Consider the following 16,419-nt stretch of genomic DNA (forward strand, 5'->3'; position numbering starts at 1 on the left):
GCCTGTTAGACTCGCAGACCCGCTTTTCTGACCTGACGTTCCTTCATGACGCCAGTCCTGCTGCTGCTCCTTTGCCTGCCTTTCCTGCTGGCGGCCGCCATCGCCCTGCATGGCCGCCTGTCGCGGACCGCTGCTGCGTGCCTGGCCGGCGCCGCGCCCGTACTCGGGGTTGCGCTGCTCGGTTACCTGACCCCGGCGGTGCTCGATGGTGAGGTGATCCGCAACAGTTGGCCGTGGCTGCCGCAGATCGGCCTGGACTTCAGCCTGCGCATGGATGGCCTGGCCTGGATGTTCGCCGGGCTGGTGCTGGGCATCGGTGCACTGGTGGTGCTGTACGCGCATTACTACCTGTCGCCGAAAGACAGCACGCGGCGCTTCTACAGCTATCTGCTGCTGTTCATGGGCGCGATGCTGGGCATGGTGCTGTCCGGCAACCTGCTGCTGTTGATGGTGTTCTGGGAGCTGACCAGCATCAGCTCGTTCCTGCTGATCGGCTTCTGGTCGCACCGCAAGGACGCACGCGAAGGCGCACGCATGGCGCTGATCGTCACCGGCGGTGGCGGCCTGGCCTTGCTGGCCGGCGTGTTGCTGATCGGCCGTATCGTCGGCAGTTTCGACCTGGACGTGGTGCTGGCTTCGGGTGACCTGATCCGCGCCAGTGCGCTGTATCCGTGGGCGCTGCTGCTGGTGCTGGCCGGCATCTTCACCAAGAGCGCGCAGTTCCCGTTCCACTTCTGGCTGCCGCATGCGATGGCCGCGCCGACGCCGGTATCGGCCTATCTGCACTCGGCCACGATGGTGAAGGCCGGCGTATTCCTGCTGGCACGCCTGCACCCGGCATTGGCCGGCACCGAGCTGTTCTTCTATGTGGTTAGCGGCATCGGCGCGATCACGCTGCTGGTGGGTGCGTGGAATGCGATCTTCCAGCACGACCTCAAGGGCCTGCTGGCCTACTCCACCATCTCCCACCTTGGCCTGATCACGCTGCTGTTCGGCCTGTCCACGCCGATGGCGGTGGTCGCCGGCGTGTTCCACATCCTCAACCACGCCACCTTCAAGGCCTCGTTGTTCATGGCCGCCGGCATCATCGACCATGAGACCGGCACCCGCGACATGCGCCGGCTCGGCGGCCTGCGCCGCCTGATGCCGATCACCAGCACCCTGGCCATCGTCGCCTCGCTGGCGATGGCCGGCATCCCGCTGCTCAACGGCTTCCTGTCCAAGGAGATGCTGTTTGCCGAAGCGCTGGCCACCGGCGGCCCGGACTGGATGCGTACGGCGGTGAGCGTTGCTGCGTTGCTGGCCGGCATCCTCGGCGTGGCCTACAGCCTGCGCTTCGTCCATGACACGTTCTTCGGCAAGGGCCCGATCGACATCGATGTGGTGCCGCACGAACCGCCGCGCTGGATGAAGGTGCCGGTGGAAGTGCTGGTGGTGATCTGCCTGGCCGTGGGCATCGCGCCGGCGCTGACCGTGGCCCCGGTGCTGCACGCGGCGGCTGGCTCGATCCTCGGTACATCGATGCCCGAATACAGCCTGTCGGTATGGCACGGCTTCAATCTGCCGTTGGCGATGAGCGCCATCGGCGTGGTCGGTGGTATCGCGCTGTACTTCGGCCTGCGCCGCTTCATCGATCTGTACGCGGTGAACAACCGCCCGCTGGGCAAGCACCTGTTCCATCGCTGCCTGGACCTGCTGTTCGGCTTTGCTCATCGATTCACCGCCGCACTGGCCAACGGCAGCCTGCAACGCATGCTGATGGCGCTGGTACTGGTGGCGGTGATCGTGGCCGCCGCCCCGTTCATCGCCAATCCGGCGATGCCGACCTGGCCGGCACCGCAGCCGATTCCGCTGCTGGGCTGGACTTTGTGGCTGGTGATGCTGGCCTGCGCGTTCGCCGGCCTGTTCCTGTTCCAGCAGCGCCTGCTGGCGGTGATCGTGATGGGCGGCACCGGCTTGATGGTGGCGCTGACCTTCGTATTCCTGTCCGCACCGGATCTGGCCCTGACCCAGCTGATGGTGGAGATGGTCACACTGGCGCTGATGCTGCTGGCCATGAACTACCTGCCAGCACAGTCACCGCCCGAGCATTCGCGCTGGCGCAAGCGCCGTGATGCGCTGATCGCCATCGTTGCCGGCGGTGGTCTTGCGGCGCTGGCCTATTCGCTGATGACCCTGCCGCCCAACACCATGGCCGGCGAGCTGCTGGTGCGCTCGCTGCCGGAGGCTTACGGCCACAACGTGGTGAACGTGATCCTGGTCGACTTCCGAGGCTTTGATACCTTCGGCGAGATCACCGTTTTCGGCATCGCCGCGCTGGTGGTGCATGCCTTGCTGCGGCGCTCGCGGATGGCGCCGGAACAGATCATGCCGGGCCCGCCGATCAAGCTGCCGGTGCCGGCCGATCTGGCCCAGATCATGTTCCCGCTGACGCTGACCGTCTCCATCTTCCTGTTCCTGCGCGGCCACAACGCGCCCGGTGGCGGCTTTGTCGCTGGCCTGGTGCTGGCGGTGCCGCTGCTGATCCAGTACGTGATCCAGGGCACGGCCTCGGTCGAATCGCGGTTCGGCTTCGACTACATCCGCTGCATCGGCCTGGGCCTGTTGATCGCCCTGCTCAGTGGCGCGGCCTCGCTGCTGTTCGGCGTGCCGTTCCTGACCAGCGGCCACCTCGACCTGGAACTGCCGCTGATCGGCACCGTGCCGCTGGCCAGCGCGATTGGTTTTGATACCGGCGTGTACCTGGTGGTGTTTGGCGGGGTGATGCTGATCCTGTCGATGATGGGCACGATCAAGCCCTCGCGTACCCGCAACGCCCGTCACGGCGAAATCGATATCAACCGCCGTTCGGCACGTACCGGGGAGATGCACTGATGGAACTGGCCCTGGCAAGCGCCATCGGCGTACTGGCTGGCATCGGCATCTACCTGATGCTGCGGGCACGCAGCTTCGATGTGATCCTCGGCATGACCTTCCTGTCCTACGCCACCAACCTGCTGATCTTCAGCGCAGGCCGGCCGGTGATCGGCAAGGCACCGGTGCTCAAGGACGGCGTGGCGACCAGCCTGGCGCACTACACCGACCCGTTGCCGCAGGCGCTGGTGCTGACCGCCATCGTCATCGCCTTCGCGATGACCGCCGTGAGCATCGTGCTGGCCATGCGCAGCCGCAGCGACAACCACAGTGACCACGTCGATGCGCACGAGCCCGAACCAGTTGCTTCGGCCGATGCCCGGCCGGGAGCCGGCGCATGAATCACCTGGTGATCCTGCCGATCCTGATTCCGCTGCTCGGCGCCTCGCTGTCACTGTTCATCGAGCACCGCCGCTACGGGCCCAAGGTGCAGCGCAGCGTGGCGTGGTTGAGCATGGCCGCGCTGTCGGTGGTGGTGGCGCTGTTGTTCGCGCAGACCAGCGAAGGCCAGATTTCGGCCTACCTGCTCGGTGACTGGCCGGCACGATTGGGCATTGCCCTTGTCGCCGACCGGCTGGCCGGCTGGATGCTGGGCACCACGACGCTGCTGGCCATCGCCTGCCTGCTGTACGCCTGCACCGGTTGGGACCGGCGTGCACCGCACTTCCACGCGCTGTTCCAGTTCCAGCTGGTCGGGCTCAACGGTGCATTCCTGACCGGCGATATCTTCAACCTGTTCGTGTTCTTCGAGGTGCTGCTGATCGCCTCCTATGGTCTGCTGCTGTCCGGCGGCCGTGGCCTGCGCATGCGTATCGGCCTGCACTACGTGGTGTTCAACATCGCCGCCTCGACGATGTTCCTGATCGCGCTGGGCATGCTGTACGCCACGCTGGGCTCGTTGAACATGGCCGAGATCAGCCAGCGCATCGCCGAGCTGCCACCGTCACACCTGAAGCTCGCCAAGGCGGCGCTGGGGCTGTTGTTGCTGGTGTTCTGCTCCAAGGCCGCGTTGCTGCCGCTGTACCTGTGGCTGCCCGAGTCCTATGCACGTGCGCCGGCGGCGGTGGCTGCGCTGTTCGTGATCATGACCAAGGTCGGCCTGTACGCGGTGCTGCGGGTGAGCACGCTGTGGTTCGGTGCGGCAGCCGGCGCGATGAGCGGCTACGGTGCCGACTGGTTGCTGTGGGCCGGCATTGCCACGCTGGTCGTCGCTGCGCTGGGTGCCCTGGCGGCAACCCGCATGAGCGTGCTGGTGGCGTATCTGGTGGTGGTCTCGGCGGCGACGTTGTTCATCGCCTTTGCGCTGGGCAACGCCGGCACGATTTCGGCGGGCCTGTTCTACCTGCCGCACAGCACCTTCACCGCCGCGGCGATGTTCCTGGTCGCCGACCTGATCCGCCGCCGCCGCATTCGTGCGGGCGAGCGTCGCGAGGGTGAACTCACGGTGCTGCCGGGCAAGACCGTGCCCGGCCTGTTGTTCCTGGTGTCCGCGGTGGCCGTGGCGGGCCTGCCGCCGCTGGCCGGTTTCCTGGCCAAGGTGGCGCTGCTCTCGGCCGTGCCGGACGCGCATACCGGCGTGGTCTGGGCAGCGGTGCTGGGCAGCAGCCTGCTGGTGATCATGGGCCTGGCACGCACCGGCATCCGCCTGTTCTGGCATGTGCCCGGAGACGAGGACGCCGTGCCCGAACCGTCCGTCGATGCCCCGGCACGCCCATTTGAAACCGCGGCTGCCAGCCTGCTGCTGGCCTATGTGGTGGCAATGACCGTGTTTGTCGCACCGCTGATGCGCCAGACCGATGCCATCGCCGCGCAGTTGCTGGCGCCGGAGCAGTACGTCAATGACATTCGCGGCACCACGCCGCAGCTGAGGCAGCCATGAGCACGCGCCGTCCACTGCTGCGCCGGTTGTTCCCGTCGCCGGCCCTGTCGATCACCGTCGTCGCGTTCTGGATGGTGATGTCCTCCAGCTTCGACCTGGGGCAGTTGGTGCTGGGCTTGCTGCTGGGCCTGGTAATCCCCTTGTTCGCAACGCGGCTGGACCGCGAGTTCGCCCGCCTCGGCAGCTTGCGGCCAGTGCCGAAACTGTTGTTCGTGGTGTTGTGGGACATCCTGCTCTCCAACATCCGCGTCGCCATCCAGGTGCTCGGCCCGGAGCGCCGGCTCAAGCCCGGCTTCATCTGGGTGCCACTGGACATCGACAACATCCACGGCATTGCCGCGCTGACCAGCTTCATCACCCTGACCCCGGGCACGGTCTCGGCGGCCCTGTCCGAAGACCGCCGCCATCTGCTGGTGCACGTGCTGCACCTTGAGGATGCCGACAGCCTGATTGCCGAGATCAAGTCGCGCTACGAAGCGCCGCTGATGGAGATCTTCCCGTGAACGGATACGAGATTTTTGAGACCACCGTGGTGGTGTGCATGCATGTGGTGGGCGTGGCGATGCTGCTGTCGCTGTGGCGCCTGCTACGCGGCCCGACCGTCCCCGACCGCATCCTTGCGCTGGACACGCTGTCCATCACCGCCATTGCCGAGCTGATGTTGTTTGGCCTGTATCTGGACTCGGCCATCTACTTTGAAGCAGCGCTGGTGATCGCCATGCTCGGTTTCGGCAGCACCGTGGTGCTGAGCAAGTACGTGCTGCGCCGGGATATCGTCGAATGATCACTTTCCTGCAGATCGCACTGTCGGCACTGCTGGTGTTCGGCTGCTTCTTCATCCTGGTGGGCGCACTGGGACTGGTGCGCTTTTCCGATTTCTTCAAGCGCCTGCATGCACCGACCAAGGCCAGCACGCTGGGCGTGGGCTGCGTGCTGGTGTGCTCGGTGGCGTACCACATCTTCCTCGGCGTGGACCCGCAGCCACGCGAGCTGCTGATCACCGTGTTCCTGTTCATCACCGCACCGATCAGCGCGCACCTGATGGCCAAGGCCGCGTTGTCGCTGATGATGGAAAGCCGGCCGAAAGCACCTGAAAGCAAGTCGAACGAGACCGACGCACCGCAATCGTGATGAGCCGTGCCCTGGGCCGCAAAGCGGCATTGACCTGCCCGCCTGCTTGCAGGCTATCGGGATGTCCAATCACTTCCCGACCAGGCCACCTTTCCTCTGACAACTAGCGAAGCCCGGTTGTCCGTATCGCCGGGGCGCCAAACCCTTCCGATGAAGCGCACGCCCTCGTTCGTGTTCACCAGTGAATCCATGGTCTGGGGGAACTCAGCGGGAGTCTCCCCGGAAAATTCCGGATCGACATACAGCTTTCGGGAAGCACCCTCCCTCAAGGCAATGAATGCCGAGCGCCAGGATCTACTGCCACCGGCACAGCCGACATCCATTGAGATGAGTGCGAGATAGCGAATACCTCCTGGCTCGCCCTGCCACCGCACCACATTCTTTGGATCGAACCAGACATTGCAGCCAATCGAGTTGGCATAGGCACGTACTACCGTTGGCAAAGTGGCAAGCTCGCTACGCCCCGTCTGGTCCCAGGCTTCGATTTCCTTGGTGGCCTGCGCAACGCAGACGGCAGGAAAGCACAGCAGCGACAAGAAAAAGGCAGTGAAGGATTGCGCTCGCATGGCATTGTTCCGGATGACCCGATACTGCAATGCATTCGTCCGAAGCCGCTCCTACGGCCAATCGTTCGTTTAGTGCAGCAGCGCCAGCTCCAAACCGACCCAGGCCAGGAACGCGACGAACAACACCGCGCCCTCGCCTCGGGTGATCTTCAGGTCACCGCGCAGCATCGGGTACAGCATCAGCACGAACACGATGGCTGCCGGCAGTTCCAGCCGCACGAACGAAGCCGGCAACGGCATCGGCCGCAGTGCTGCCATGCCACCGATCACGACCAGGATATTGAACAGGCTGGAACCGATGACGTGGCCCACCACCATGTCACCCTGGCCGCGACGTGCAGCCGCGATGGCCGCAGCCACCTCCGGCAGCGCGGTGCCGATGGCCACCGGCAACAGGCCGGCCAGCAGCGGCGACATGCCCCAGCCGGCGCCGATCACCGGTGCCGCCTGCACCACCCAGCGCGCGCCGTAGTACAGCACCACGACGGCAATGACCAAACGGATGATGTTCAGACCGAGCACGGTGCGGGTGGTCGCGTAGTTGGCGATGCTCTCCTGCAGTTCGGGCGGTTCACGACGCGCGCGCGACAGCAGGAACGCCAACACCGCGACAAAACCCAGCAGCAGCACGATGCCTTCGATGCGGCTGATGGCACCGTCCAGGCCGAACACGATCAACGCCAGCGATGCCACCGCCAGCAGCACCAGCAACGGCGACAACAGGCGCGTGCGCACCACCAGCGGGTAAGCCAGCGCGGCCAGCGCCAGGGTCAGGCCGACGTTGACGATGTTGCTGCCGACCGCGTTGCCCAGCGCCAGATCCTGCGCTCCCACCGCGAACGCGCGCGCATTGACCGCCAGTTCCGGCAATGAAGTGCCGAAGGCCACCAGCAGCAGGCCGGCGACGAAAGGCGAAGCGCCAAACCGCTGGGCCAGGCCCGAAGCAGCCTTGACGATGGAATCGCCGCCCAGTGCCAGCAGCACCAATCCCCCGATGAACCATGCGAATGCTTCAAACATCTGGCGTCTCTCCCGGCGACGATGGCGCGGCGGCCAGGACCGCCACGCACCCTTGAGTGAATGGTGCGCAGCGTATCAGCCGCAGCCCTCGACGTAGTCCACCTGCGGCGGCAACCCAACCCGCCAGGCGCGGGCCTTGCCATCGGCGCCCAGCTCGAACACCAGCACGCCCTGGCTGCCGTCGGCCGCCGGCACGCGCAGCGTCTTGCCGCCTTCTTCGTACTTGTGCGGCTGCGGCGCTTCGGCCTGCGGATACAGTGCCTGCAACCGGGCCAGATCCAGCCCCACCTTGCCGCCGCCCGGCGCTGCGATATCGGCCGTGCGCAGGTCATAGCGGACGAAGCGCCCGGATTCGATCATGAAAGCCACACCGCCTTCGCGCTGACCCGCCGGCTGCAGGTAGTAACAGCCACCATCGGCGACCACGTCCCCCTGCAGCTCACTGCCCCAGGCGGTATTGAACTGCTCGGCGTCGATGCCCAACTGCACCGGGCCATAGCCTTGCCAGTCCGCATCGCTGGCGGCAACCGGGGCCGGTGCGGGCGCCGGACTGGCTTCCGGGGTGGCGGCGGGTGTCTGCGGCGCGGCCGCCGGCTCCGGCGTGCGATTGCAGGCCGCCAGCAGGACGACCAGGACAGCCGAGGACAATGCGATGCGGATCATGCGGCGACTCCAGGCGGAAACCGGGGCCGAGTCTAACCACAACCCCGTCATCGGCGTGCATGTTGTCATCATGCTTTCACCTGCGCACGGCAGGCTGGGGCCTTCGCGCCGCCCCGTCAGCCGACCATGCATCCGCGCAAGACCGAACTCGCCCACAACGTGTTGCAGGCACACCGCGCACCGCTGGACCTGCGCCAGCGCCGCGCCCTGATCCTGTGCGATGGCAAGCGCAGCCTGGCCGAACTGACCATGCTGCTGGGAATCGATGCGCCGGGGTTGATCGCGCAACTGCAGCACAACGGCTATCTGCATATCGACCAGGAATCGTCCGCCCCACCGGCTACGCCAACGCCGGCAACGGAATCCAAGCCCGCCGTCGAACGGCGCCGCTCGATGGTCGCCGCGCGCATCTACGTGCTGGACATCCTGGCGCTGCAGCGCAACCCGGTCGCCGCCCACTTGCATCGGCAGCTGCAGGCCACCCGCGAGGAAGCCGATACCCTCAACGTCATCGGCCTGGCCCTGGCCCAGCTCCCGGCACTGACCTCCGAAGGCTATGCGCAGCGCGTGCATGCCCGCCTGCTGGAAGTGGTGCCAGAAGTGCATCTGCCAGCACTGCGCGGGGATGTCGCGTTGCCGGCGTAAGCCCGCTCTGCTTCCGCAGGCGCGGCCTCAACCGCGAAACCGGTGCCGCTTCTCTTCAACAAAAAACCCGCCATCTCGCGTTGCGGGATGACGGGTTTTCATTTGGGCGGAAACATCACCAGCTTCGCGGCCGAGGCCGCTCCTACATGGAGCCACTGGCCTGCTTCACGCCTTGGGCGGCGTGAAGTTGTTCTGCAGCCCAGTCCAGCAGGCCTGATACTCGCGCTGGCGGTGGCCGGCAGCGATGGCCTGCTCGGTCGGGCAGATGACCCCGCGCGTCTCGAACATGAAGGCCATCGTTTCGGTGACCACGTCCGGCTTGGACAAGTCGGCATTGGACGCCTTGTCGAAAGTCGCCGCATCCGGGCCATGGCCACTCATGCAGTTGTGCATCGACGCGCCACCGGGCACGAAGCCTTCGGCCTTCGCGTCGTAGGCGCCGTGGATCAGGCCCATGAATTCGCTGGCGATGTTGCGGTGGAACCAGGGCGGACGGAAGGTGTTCTGCGCCACCAGCCAACGCGGCGGGAAGATCACGAAGTCCAGGTTGCTGGTCCCCGGCGTATCGCTGGCCGAGTGCAGCACCAGGAAGATAGACGGGTCCGGGTGGTCGTAGCTGATCGAACCGATGGTGTTGAAGCGGCGCAGGTCATAGCGGTACGGCGCGTAGTTGCCGTGCCAGCCGACCACGTCCAGCGGGGAGTGGCTGATATCCGCGCGCCACAGGCGTCCATGGAATTTGGCGACCAGTTCGAACTGGCCTTCCAGTTCTTCATACGCGGCCACCGGCGTTTCAAAGTCACGCGGATTGGCCAGGCCGTTGCTGCCGATCGGGCCAAGGTCGGGCAATTTGAGCAGCGCGCCGAAATTCTCGCAGACGTAACCGCGCGCCTGACCATCGGGCAGCTCGACGGCGAAGCGCACGCCACGCGGAATCACTGCGATCTGCTGCGGCTCGACGTCGATCACGCCCATCTCGGTGCGCAGGCGCAACCGGCCCAGCTGCGGCACGATCAGCAGTTCGCCATCGGCGTTGTAGAAATAGCGGCCACGCATGTCGGCATTGGCTGCATACATGTGGATGCCGGCACCGGCATGGGCATCAGGCGAGCCGTTGCCGCCCATCGTGTACAGCCCTTCGATGAAATCGGTGGGCGTGGCCGGCAGCGGCAGCGGGTCCCAGCGCAGCTGGTTGGGCGACACGGCGGCATGGCTGAAATCGCCATGCAGGTTCGGTTGATTGAACGGGGTGAATTCACCGTGCATCACCGCCGGGCGGATGCGGTACAGCCAGCTGCGGCGGTTGCTGCCGCGCGGCGCGGTGAATGCGGTGCCGGTCAACTGCTCGGCGTAAAGACCATGCGCAACGCGCTGCGGCGAGTTGCGCCCCACCGGCAAGGTGCCGGGCACGGCCTCGGTGGCGAACTCGTTGCCAAAGCCGGATTGATAACCGTTGCTGACCATGATGGCTGCCTGCCTGTTAGCTGTTTTCAAAGCCCCTCTCCCTCCGGGAGAGGGGTTGGGGAGAGGGTACGACTACGCGCAATGCGCTCAATCTCTTCCAGTACTGCATCTATCTGCAACAACACCTCGTTGTTCCAGTAACGCACTACCCGCCATCCCTGCGCCTGCAGATATCGGGTGCGCTCGGCGTCTACCAGCGCATTGTGTTGCGAACCGTCCAGCTCGACTGCCAATGCCGCCTCAATGCAGCAGAAATCCACGACATACGGCGGTACGGGATGCTGGCGCCTGAACTTCAAACCGCACAAGCGTCCTGCACGCAGGTGTTTCCATAGGCGCCGCTCGGCATCTGTCATCGTCTTGCGCAGGGATCTGGCGACTTCAAGTGTGGTGCTGGGGAGTGGGGGTTTGATCGTCCTGACCATCTGGCATCCGTTGGGCATTACACCCGCAGGAGCCTACCCTCTCCCCAACCCCTCTCCCGGTGGGAGAGGGGCTTTGGAGCACATGCTTTACAGCACGCCACGCTTCATCTGGTCGCGCTCGATGCTCTCGAACAGCGCCTGGAAGTTGCCTTCGCCGAAACCTTCATTGCCCTTGCGCTGGATGATCTCGAAGAAGATCGGGCCGATGCAGTTCTGGGTGAAGATCTGCAGCAGCTTGCGCTGCTTGGTCTCCGGGTCGGCGTCGATCAGGATCTTGTTCCTGCGCAGGCGCGGCACGTCTTCGCCATTGTCCGGGATGCGCAGGTCGACCACGTCAAAGTAGCTGTCCGGCGTATCCAGGAACTCGATGCCGCGCTCACGCATGGCTTCGACGGTGTCGTAGATGTTGTCGGTGAAGCAGGCGATGTGCTGGATGCCCTCGCCCTTGTAGGCGTCCAGATACTCGTTGATCTGGCTCTTGGGGTCGGACGACTCGTTGAGCGGGATGCGCACGATGCCATCCGGAGCGGTCATCGCCTTGGACACCAGGCCGGTCTTTGCGCCCTTGATGTCGAAGTAGCGGATCTCGCGGAAGTTGAACAGGCGCTCGTAGTAATCCGACCACTTCTGCATGTTGCCCAGGTACAGATTGTGGGTCAGGTGATCGATGAAGGTCAGGCCAAAACCCTTCGGGTCCTGCTCGGCGCCTTCCACCGGCACGTAGTCGGCGTCGTAGATGCTGCCCTTGTCGCCGTAGCGGTCCACCAGGTACAGCATGCAGTCGCCGATGCCCTTGATCACCGGCGCCGGCACGGCGCGGGTGTCGGCCAGCAGGGTCACTTCCTCGGCGCCGTTGCCCAGCGCGGTGGCCAGTACGTCGGCGGCCGGCTTCTGGAAGCGGATGGCGAAGCCGCAGGCGGACGGGCCATGCTTGGCGGCGAAGTCGGCGGCAAAGGAGTCCGGCTCCTCGTTCACGAGGAAGTTGACGCCGCCTTGACGGTAGACGGTAATAGCACGCTGCCGATGGCGGAGCACGGCAGTGAATCCCATGTTCCGAAAGTACGCGTGCAGCTGGGCGCCCTGCCCGGCCGGCGCAGCGAACTCGACGAACTCAAAACCATCGATGCCCATCGGGTTTTCAAAGGTGGTGACCTGCATGCCCAGGTTGGGTGCGTTGGATGCAGGTTGGGCTTGGGTGTTCATGGGTTGCCTCCGGGAGCGTGACCGTCGCCAGATGTCGGCGGCGGGAAAACAGGGAGACTCGCGAATATCGCGCGTCAGAGTCGAAGGTTATAGTTTCACATGAAACCACCATCAAGGTGCACTGCAGCATGAGTTCTTCCGACTACAGCAAGTCCACCAGCATCCGGGCCTCAAATGTCCTGTTGGATCTGGAGCAATTCCTGCCCTACCGCATCAGCGTCCTGTCCAACCGGGTCAGCGGCAACATCGCCCGGCTCTATGGTGAGCGCTATGGCCTGGCCATTCCCGAATGGCGGGTAATCACCATCCTGGCGCTGTACCCGGGCTCCTCGGCCAGCGAGGTGTCCGAACGCACCGCGATGGACAAGGTGGCCGTCAGCCGCGCCGTGGCGCGCCTGCTCGAACGCGGCTTCATCAAACGCGAGACGCACGGTGACGACCGCCGCCGCTCGGTGCTGGCGTTGTCGGCGGCTGGCTTCGAGGTCTACGAGACCATCGCGCCTATGGTGATCGAAATGGATCGCCGGCTGATGTCGGTGCTCACCGAGGAAGAAGAGCAGGTGCTGGAACGGCTGATCACGCGCCTTGCCGAAGCCGGCCTGCCGCGCATGAGCGAAGGCTGATACCGGACCGTGTAGCGCGCAGCCATGCTGCGCGGGGGTCTTCCTGGCGACGCGCCTGCCGAGCGTGGCTCGGCATTACCGGCCGTGGTCAGCTCAGGTGCTTGCGCCGCGCATAGATCCACGGCGCGGCCAGCGCAGCGATCGCGCCACCGGCAAAGCCCAGTGCTGCGGCCACGGCAGCGGCTTCGATCTGACCGGGCAAGGCCAATGCCGCGATCAGCAGCAGTGCAGCCGGCAGACCGATGAACGAGGTCAGGAAGAAACGCCAGCGCGGCACCCAGGTGTGCAGCTGCATCAGGCTTGCGCGCGTCCACGCCTCGCCCGCCCTGCTGCGTCCGATTTTGTCCACAAGCTTGACGAGATCGACCTCGACCACGGACTTGCCGGAACGCGCCAGCGCCAATTCAACGCCAACTTCTGCCGGGTCAGGCCAGTTTGACGGCCAGGCTTGAGGCGCATCCACGCCATAAGCCGTCAGCAATGGGACTGTCAGTGACGGCACCAACAGCGGGCGCAACTTGCGCTTGTCCAGTACGCACCAGACTTGCGGAATGCCATCGCAGTTGACCTGATACAAACCCAATTGCTCTGCTGCCGGATACGGCAGTGCGGTAACCCGCGCGGCCAGCGATTCAGCGCCCATCGCACGCAGGAAACCCACCCGGCCGCGACCTACCTGCGCCCAGCCCAGGCCCAGGGAAGACAGCAGCATCACCTCGGCCAGATCGGTACCGCCAGGAGCTGCGCGCTCGTCGCTGCCAAGAAAGGTCGCCAGCGATTTCGGCTCGGCCACATCCTGCCGGCCCCAGCGCTGCGAATGGCCCAGCAGGAATTTCAACGGCACACGCGCCGCCACGGTGTCCCCACGCACGGCATCGGAAGCGAACGGCACCACTGTGGCCACGAATGCCCGCAGCTCATTGCCCGGCGAGGCACTCCATTCCGATGGCAACAAGCCGGCGAGCAGGCCATTGCGGGCGAGTTGGTCGATCTGTTCCTTCTGCTCCACCAGCCGCGTCACCGCCGCCTGCAACATGATGTTGGGCGGCGCAGCCGCCAATGGCAGGCGCGACGGCGGCGCGATCACCTCGTCGGTGGTCGGACTGTCATCCAGCAGTTCCTCCACCGTAGGCAAGGTGGCGGTGGCCGGATCCGGTGCAGGGGCTTCATTGGTTTGCGGTGGGATGCTCGCAACAGGCTGCATGGCGGGAAGCGGCGAGGTGCCGGAAGCAGACGGGATTGATTCGTTAGCGGCCGCAATCCCGCCAAATGTAGCCTCGGCAGGAGCGGCTGAAGCCGTGAAGCCGTGAAGCCACCAATGTGCCCGACGTCGCAGAGCTCGCCACCCAACAATGTCGGCCGGTGTGTTTACTGTCGGCGCATGCATTCGTGGCATCGCGGCTGAAGCCGCTCCTACGAAAAGCGCGGTGCTGGAAACAACAACGGCGCCCTCAGGCGCCGTTGCTTGCTGCATCGCTCTCGAACTATTTCGCCGGCGGTGCCCACTGTTTGAGGAAGGCGAAGAACTTGCCGCGGTCGTAACCCTTGCCCTTTTCCAGCTCGCCGGTGAATTGCGAATGCAGCAACTTGCCTTCGCCATCCAGCACGAACAGGTGCGGGTAACCGGTGATCGCGGGGAAGCGGGACAGGAACGCCACGTTCTCGTTGTCCTCGCTGTAGTTGACCTTCATCCACACGTAGTTGGCATCGCGGAAGCGGCGGATTTCCGAATCACCTTCCATGAAAGCGTCCAGCAGGTGGCACCACGAGCACCACTCGCCGCCCACATCCAGGATGATCCGCTTGCCGCCACGCTGGGCCTCGACCTTGGCCGTTTCCAGGTCGGCGACCGGGTCGCGGGCCGGGTCGAACTGCGCGTTGAGCCCGGCCACCGCGGCGATGTCCGCTGCGGTGGGGGTATTGCCCGATGCCACCGGCTGGCTGGTGTCAGCCACCGGCGTCTTCTGTTCGGAGGTATCCAGCGGCTGCACTTTTTCCGGAGCCTGGGCCGGCGGTTGATTGCAACCGGCAAGTGCGACGGTGAGCAGCAGGGGAATCATTCCGAACATCAGTTTCATCGTTGCTTCCTCACTTCACGCCGTGCATCAGCTTCTGCACCAGCGGGGCGATCAGGAACAGCAGCACGCCGCCGCCGATCAGGATCCAGAAGCCCATCGTGTAACCGGAATGGGCCGACTGCACGGTCATGCCACCGGCGCCACTGACGTGGCCGGCGAACAGGCCCGCCAGGTTGTTGCCGATGCCGGTGGACAGGAACCAGCCGCCCATGGCGAAACCGACCAGACGCACCGGCGCCAGCTTGGTCACCATCGACAGACCGATCGGCGACAGGCACAGCTCACCAATGGACTGGATCCAGTACACCGCGAACAGGGTCCAGAACGGGATCTTGTTGCTGCCCGGGTCCAGCAGGCTGGACAGGGCGAACATCAGCAGCAGGAACGCCAGGCCGTTGAAGATCAGGCCCAGGCCGAACTTGCGCGGGATCGACGGATTGGCCTTGCCCAGGCGCACCCACAACCAGGCCAGGACCGGCGCCAGGGTGATGATGGCCACCGAGTTCACCGACTGGAACCAGGCGGTCGGGAAGGTCCAGTCACCGAACTGGCGGTCGACGATGCGGTCGGCCAGGAAGGTGAAGGAGCTGCCGGCCTGTTCGAAGAACATCCAGAACAGCACGTTGAAGGTGAAGATGATCAGCATGGCGATCACGCGGTTGCGCGCGACCTTGCCTTCGCGGATACCCTCGATCAGCAGGATGACGCCCAGGCCGATGAACATGATGGTCAGGATGACCTGCAGCACGTTGGCGCCGGCATTGAGCAGGCCGTACATCACCGGGATGGCGACCAAGCAGGCCAGCGCGGTCTTGATCACCGGGCCGCTGCCGGGCTTTTCAGCCAGCGGTGCGCCGATGCCCTTGAGGTGGCGGCGCTCGATCAGGAACCACACCAGGCTGATCAGCATGCCGATGCCCGAGGCGATGAACACCATCTTGTAGGCCGGCATCGCGTCGGTGCCGAACACCTTCTGCGCCAGGATCTGGGTGAGGATCGGCGAGATCATCGCACCCATGTTGATGCCCATGTAGAAGATGGTGAAGCCCGAATCGCGACGGCCATCATCCAGCTTGTACAGCTTGCCCACCATCGTGGAGATGTTCGGCTTGAACAGGCCGTTGCCGACGATGATCGTGGCCAGGCCCAGGTTGAACACCTGCTGGTTGGGAATGGCGATCATGAACAGGCCAGCGGCCATGATCACCGCACCCATCAGGATCGAACGCTGGTAGCCGATGATCCGGTCGGCCGCGAAACCGCCGAAGATCGCTGCCGCATACACCAGCGCCAGGTAGGCGCCGTAGGTATGGCTGGCCGGTTCCTCGCCAACCGCATTGCCGCCGTGGAACTGCGCCACGATGTACAGCACCAGCGCCCAGCGGATGCCGTAGAAGGCGAAGCGTTCCCAGAACTCGGTCATGAACAGCATCCACAGCGGACGCGGGTGACCGAGGAGGTCCTTGAACTCCGGCACGGGCGCCGGGTTTGTTGCGGAATTCGGCGCGGCAGCGCTCATGCGGGTGTCCCCTGATAATTTTGATGCGAAAGAAATCGGCCGGAACCGGCGCGACGGGCGAGGATCACAGAAGCGTCGGCTTCACGTCAAATCCACATTGCATCTTGCCCGCACCGGCCACGCCGCGGCCATGGCCGGTCAAAGCGAGTCATGCTGCGGTCGCAACATGCTGAATGGGTTGGGTTTTGACGGACGCACCATGCCGTCCTCAGCGCAGGCGCGACGCCCATCGCTACGCTGGCAAACCACCCGCCAACGGCCAGACCGCAACCACAGAACAGCCGTGACGA

At 64.9% G+C, this 16,419-nt stretch carries 17 protein-coding genes; 8 read left to right on the forward strand and 9 right to left on the reverse strand.

The window, feature by feature from the left end; translation table 11 throughout:
* Positions 1 to 45 precede the first annotated feature (45 nt).
* Genes LR961_RS16645 through LR961_RS16670 form a run of 6 tightly spaced genes read left to right on the forward strand, consistent with a single transcriptional unit; the run spans position 46 to position 5,923 of the window.
* Entirely contained in the window at positions 46 to 2,874 is a 2,829-nt protein-coding gene (locus LR961_RS16645) for a monovalent cation/H+ antiporter subunit A (protein ID WP_232151048.1), read from the forward strand.
* Positions 2,874 to 3,254: a Na+/H+ antiporter subunit C gene (locus tag LR961_RS16650; RefSeq protein ID WP_232151049.1), complete on the forward strand. Its 381-nt coding sequence runs from the start codon at positions 2,874 to 2,876 to the stop codon at positions 3,252 to 3,254. Before LR961_RS16645 ends, LR961_RS16650 begins: the two co-directional genes overlap by 1 nt.
* Entirely contained in the window at positions 3,251 to 4,792 is a 1,542-nt protein-coding gene (locus tag LR961_RS16655) for a monovalent cation/H+ antiporter subunit D (protein ID WP_232151050.1), read from the forward strand. The genes LR961_RS16650 and LR961_RS16655 overlap by 4 nt, the downstream gene beginning before the upstream one ends.
* Positions 4,789 to 5,295 (forward strand): Na+/H+ antiporter subunit E, encoded by a 507-nt coding sequence (locus tag LR961_RS16660; protein WP_232151051.1) that lies wholly within the window; start codon positions 4,789 to 4,791, stop codon positions 5,293 to 5,295. The genes LR961_RS16655 and LR961_RS16660 overlap by 4 nt, the downstream gene beginning before the upstream one ends.
* Before the next feature lie 38 nt (positions 5,296 to 5,333).
* Positions 5,334 to 5,576, forward strand: coding sequence for a K+/H+ antiporter subunit F (locus LR961_RS16665; protein ID WP_232151176.1), 243 nt, complete (start codon positions 5,334 to 5,336; stop codon positions 5,574 to 5,576).
* Positions 5,573 to 5,923, forward strand: coding sequence for a Na+/H+ antiporter subunit G (locus LR961_RS16670; RefSeq protein ID WP_232151052.1), 351 nt, complete (start codon positions 5,573 to 5,575; stop codon positions 5,921 to 5,923). Before LR961_RS16665 ends, LR961_RS16670 begins: the two co-directional genes overlap by 4 nt.
* 53 nt (positions 5,924 to 5,976) lie before the next feature.
* Here LR961_RS16670 and LR961_RS16675 read toward each other — a convergent pair whose 3' ends face one another.
* The 3 genes from LR961_RS16675 to LR961_RS16685 all read right to left on the reverse strand — a co-directional run bounded on the left by LR961_RS16675 (position 5,977) and on the right by LR961_RS16685 (position 8,172).
* Entirely contained in the window at positions 5,977 to 6,489 is a 513-nt protein-coding gene (locus LR961_RS16675; RefSeq protein ID WP_232151053.1) for a hypothetical protein, read from the reverse strand.
* Positions 6,490 to 6,558: 69 nt separating this feature from the next.
* On the reverse strand, positions 6,559 to 7,509 hold the full coding sequence (locus LR961_RS16680) for a calcium/sodium antiporter (protein WP_232151054.1): 951 nt from the start codon (positions 7,507 to 7,509) through the stop codon (positions 6,559 to 6,561).
* Positions 7,510 to 7,584: 75 nt separating this feature from the next.
* The gene (locus tag LR961_RS16685; RefSeq protein WP_232151055.1) at positions 7,585 to 8,172 is read right to left on the reverse strand and encodes a lectin; all 588 of its coding nucleotides are present in this window, start codon (positions 8,170 to 8,172) and stop codon (positions 7,585 to 7,587) included.
* A 126-nt stretch (positions 8,173 to 8,298) separates the two neighbouring features.
* Here LR961_RS16685 and LR961_RS16690 point away from each other — a divergent pair, with 126 nt between their 5' ends.
* Positions 8,299 to 8,817: a hypothetical protein gene (locus LR961_RS16690; RefSeq protein WP_232151056.1), complete on the forward strand. Its 519-nt coding sequence runs from the start codon at positions 8,299 to 8,301 to the stop codon at positions 8,815 to 8,817.
* 165 nt (positions 8,818 to 8,982) lie between these two features.
* On the opposite strand, the gene hmgA is transcribed toward LR961_RS16690, so the two are convergent.
* The 3 genes from hmgA to hppD all read right to left on the reverse strand — a co-directional run bounded on the left by hmgA (position 8,983) and on the right by hppD (position 11,909).
* Positions 8,983 to 10,281: a homogentisate 1,2-dioxygenase gene (gene hmgA / locus LR961_RS16695; RefSeq protein WP_232151057.1), complete on the reverse strand. Its 1,299-nt coding sequence runs from the start codon at positions 10,279 to 10,281 to the stop codon at positions 8,983 to 8,985.
* A 26-nt stretch (positions 10,282 to 10,307) separates the two neighbouring features.
* Positions 10,308 to 10,706, reverse strand: coding sequence for an endonuclease domain-containing protein (locus LR961_RS16700; protein ID WP_232151058.1), 399 nt, complete (start codon positions 10,704 to 10,706; stop codon positions 10,308 to 10,310).
* Positions 10,707 to 10,793: 87 nt separating this feature from the next.
* Positions 10,794 to 11,909 carry a 4-hydroxyphenylpyruvate dioxygenase gene (gene hppD / locus LR961_RS16705; protein WP_232151059.1) on the reverse strand — a complete coding sequence of 372 codons (1,116 nt, stop codon included), beginning with the start codon at positions 11,907 to 11,909 and terminating at the stop codon, positions 10,794 to 10,796.
* A gap of 128 nt (positions 11,910 to 12,037) precedes the next feature.
* On the opposite strand from hppD, the gene LR961_RS16710 reads away from it, so the two are divergent.
* On the forward strand, positions 12,038 to 12,532 hold the full coding sequence (locus LR961_RS16710) for a MarR family winged helix-turn-helix transcriptional regulator (protein WP_232151060.1): 495 nt from the start codon (positions 12,038 to 12,040) through the stop codon (positions 12,530 to 12,532).
* A gap of 88 nt (positions 12,533 to 12,620) precedes the next feature.
* Here the strand turns inward: LR961_RS16710 and LR961_RS16715 are convergent, their stop codons facing one another.
* From LR961_RS16715 to LR961_RS16725, 3 genes are all read right to left on the reverse strand, one after another.
* A complete protein-coding gene (locus LR961_RS16715; protein WP_232151061.1) occupies positions 12,621 to 13,736 on the reverse strand; it encodes a hypothetical protein in 1,116 nt (371 codons plus the stop codon).
* Between the two features lie 280 nt (positions 13,737 to 14,016).
* Positions 14,017 to 14,592: a thioredoxin family protein gene (locus LR961_RS16720; protein WP_232151177.1), complete on the reverse strand. Its 576-nt coding sequence runs from the start codon at positions 14,590 to 14,592 to the stop codon at positions 14,017 to 14,019.
* 28 nt (positions 14,593 to 14,620) lie between these two features.
* The gene (locus LR961_RS16725) at positions 14,621 to 16,129 is read right to left on the reverse strand and encodes an oligopeptide:H+ symporter (RefSeq protein WP_232151062.1); all 1,509 of its coding nucleotides are present in this window, start codon (positions 16,127 to 16,129) and stop codon (positions 14,621 to 14,623) included.
* Between the last annotated feature and the right edge of the window lie 290 nt (positions 16,130 to 16,419).

The sequence above is a fragment of the Stenotrophomonas sp. SY1 genome (assembly GCF_021202945.1).
Taxonomy (GTDB): domain Bacteria; phylum Pseudomonadota; class Gammaproteobacteria; order Xanthomonadales; family Xanthomonadaceae; genus Stenotrophomonas.

What these genes read in the sequence shown, in the direction of transcription:
- LR961_RS16680 (WP_232151054.1), bottom strand. Translation starts at nt 7,509, where the DNA reads ATGTTTGAAGCATTCGCATGGTTCATCGGGGGATTGGTGCTGCTGGCA.
- LR961_RS16645 (WP_232151048.1), top strand. Translation starts at nt 46, where the DNA reads ATGACGCCAGTCCTGCTGCTGCTCCTTTGCCTGCCTTTCCTGCTGGCG.
- hmgA (WP_232151057.1), bottom strand. Translation starts at nt 10,281, where the DNA reads ATGGTCAGCAACGGTTATCAATCCGGCTTTGGCAACGAGTTCGCCACC.
- LR961_RS16710 (WP_232151060.1), top strand. Translation starts at nt 12,038, where the DNA reads ATGAGTTCTTCCGACTACAGCAAGTCCACCAGCATCCGGGCCTCAAAT.
- LR961_RS16685 (WP_232151055.1), bottom strand. Translation starts at nt 8,172, where the DNA reads ATGATCCGCATCGCATTGTCCTCGGCTGTCCTGGTCGTCCTGCTGGCG.
- hppD (WP_232151059.1), bottom strand. Translation starts at nt 11,909, where the DNA reads ATGAACACCCAAGCCCAACCTGCATCCAACGCACCCAACCTGGGCATG.
- LR961_RS16660 (WP_232151051.1), top strand. Translation starts at nt 4,789, where the DNA reads ATGAGCACGCGCCGTCCACTGCTGCGCCGGTTGTTCCCGTCGCCGGCC.
- LR961_RS16665 (WP_232151176.1), top strand. Translation starts at nt 5,334, where the DNA reads ATGCATGTGGTGGGCGTGGCGATGCTGCTGTCGCTGTGGCGCCTGCTA.
- LR961_RS16670 (WP_232151052.1), top strand. Translation starts at nt 5,573, where the DNA reads ATGATCACTTTCCTGCAGATCGCACTGTCGGCACTGCTGGTGTTCGGC.
- LR961_RS16700 (WP_232151058.1), bottom strand. Translation starts at nt 10,706, where the DNA reads ATGGTCAGGACGATCAAACCCCCACTCCCCAGCACCACACTTGAAGTC.
- LR961_RS16690 (WP_232151056.1), top strand. Translation starts at nt 8,299, where the DNA reads ATGCATCCGCGCAAGACCGAACTCGCCCACAACGTGTTGCAGGCACAC.
- LR961_RS16675 (WP_232151053.1), bottom strand. Translation starts at nt 6,489, where the DNA reads ATGCGAGCGCAATCCTTCACTGCCTTTTTCTTGTCGCTGCTGTGCTTT.
- LR961_RS16650 (WP_232151049.1), top strand. Translation starts at nt 2,874, where the DNA reads ATGGAACTGGCCCTGGCAAGCGCCATCGGCGTACTGGCTGGCATCGGC.
- LR961_RS16720 (WP_232151177.1), bottom strand. Translation starts at nt 14,592, where the DNA reads ATGATTCCCCTGCTGCTCACCGTCGCACTTGCCGGTTGCAATCAACCG.
- LR961_RS16715 (WP_232151061.1), bottom strand. Translation starts at nt 13,736, where the DNA reads ATGCAGCCTGTTGCGAGCATCCCACCGCAAACCAATGAAGCCCCTGCA.
- LR961_RS16725 (WP_232151062.1), bottom strand. Translation starts at nt 16,129, where the DNA reads ATGAGCGCTGCCGCGCCGAATTCCGCAACAAACCCGGCGCCCGTGCCG.
- LR961_RS16655 (WP_232151050.1), top strand. Translation starts at nt 3,251, where the DNA reads ATGAATCACCTGGTGATCCTGCCGATCCTGATTCCGCTGCTCGGCGCC.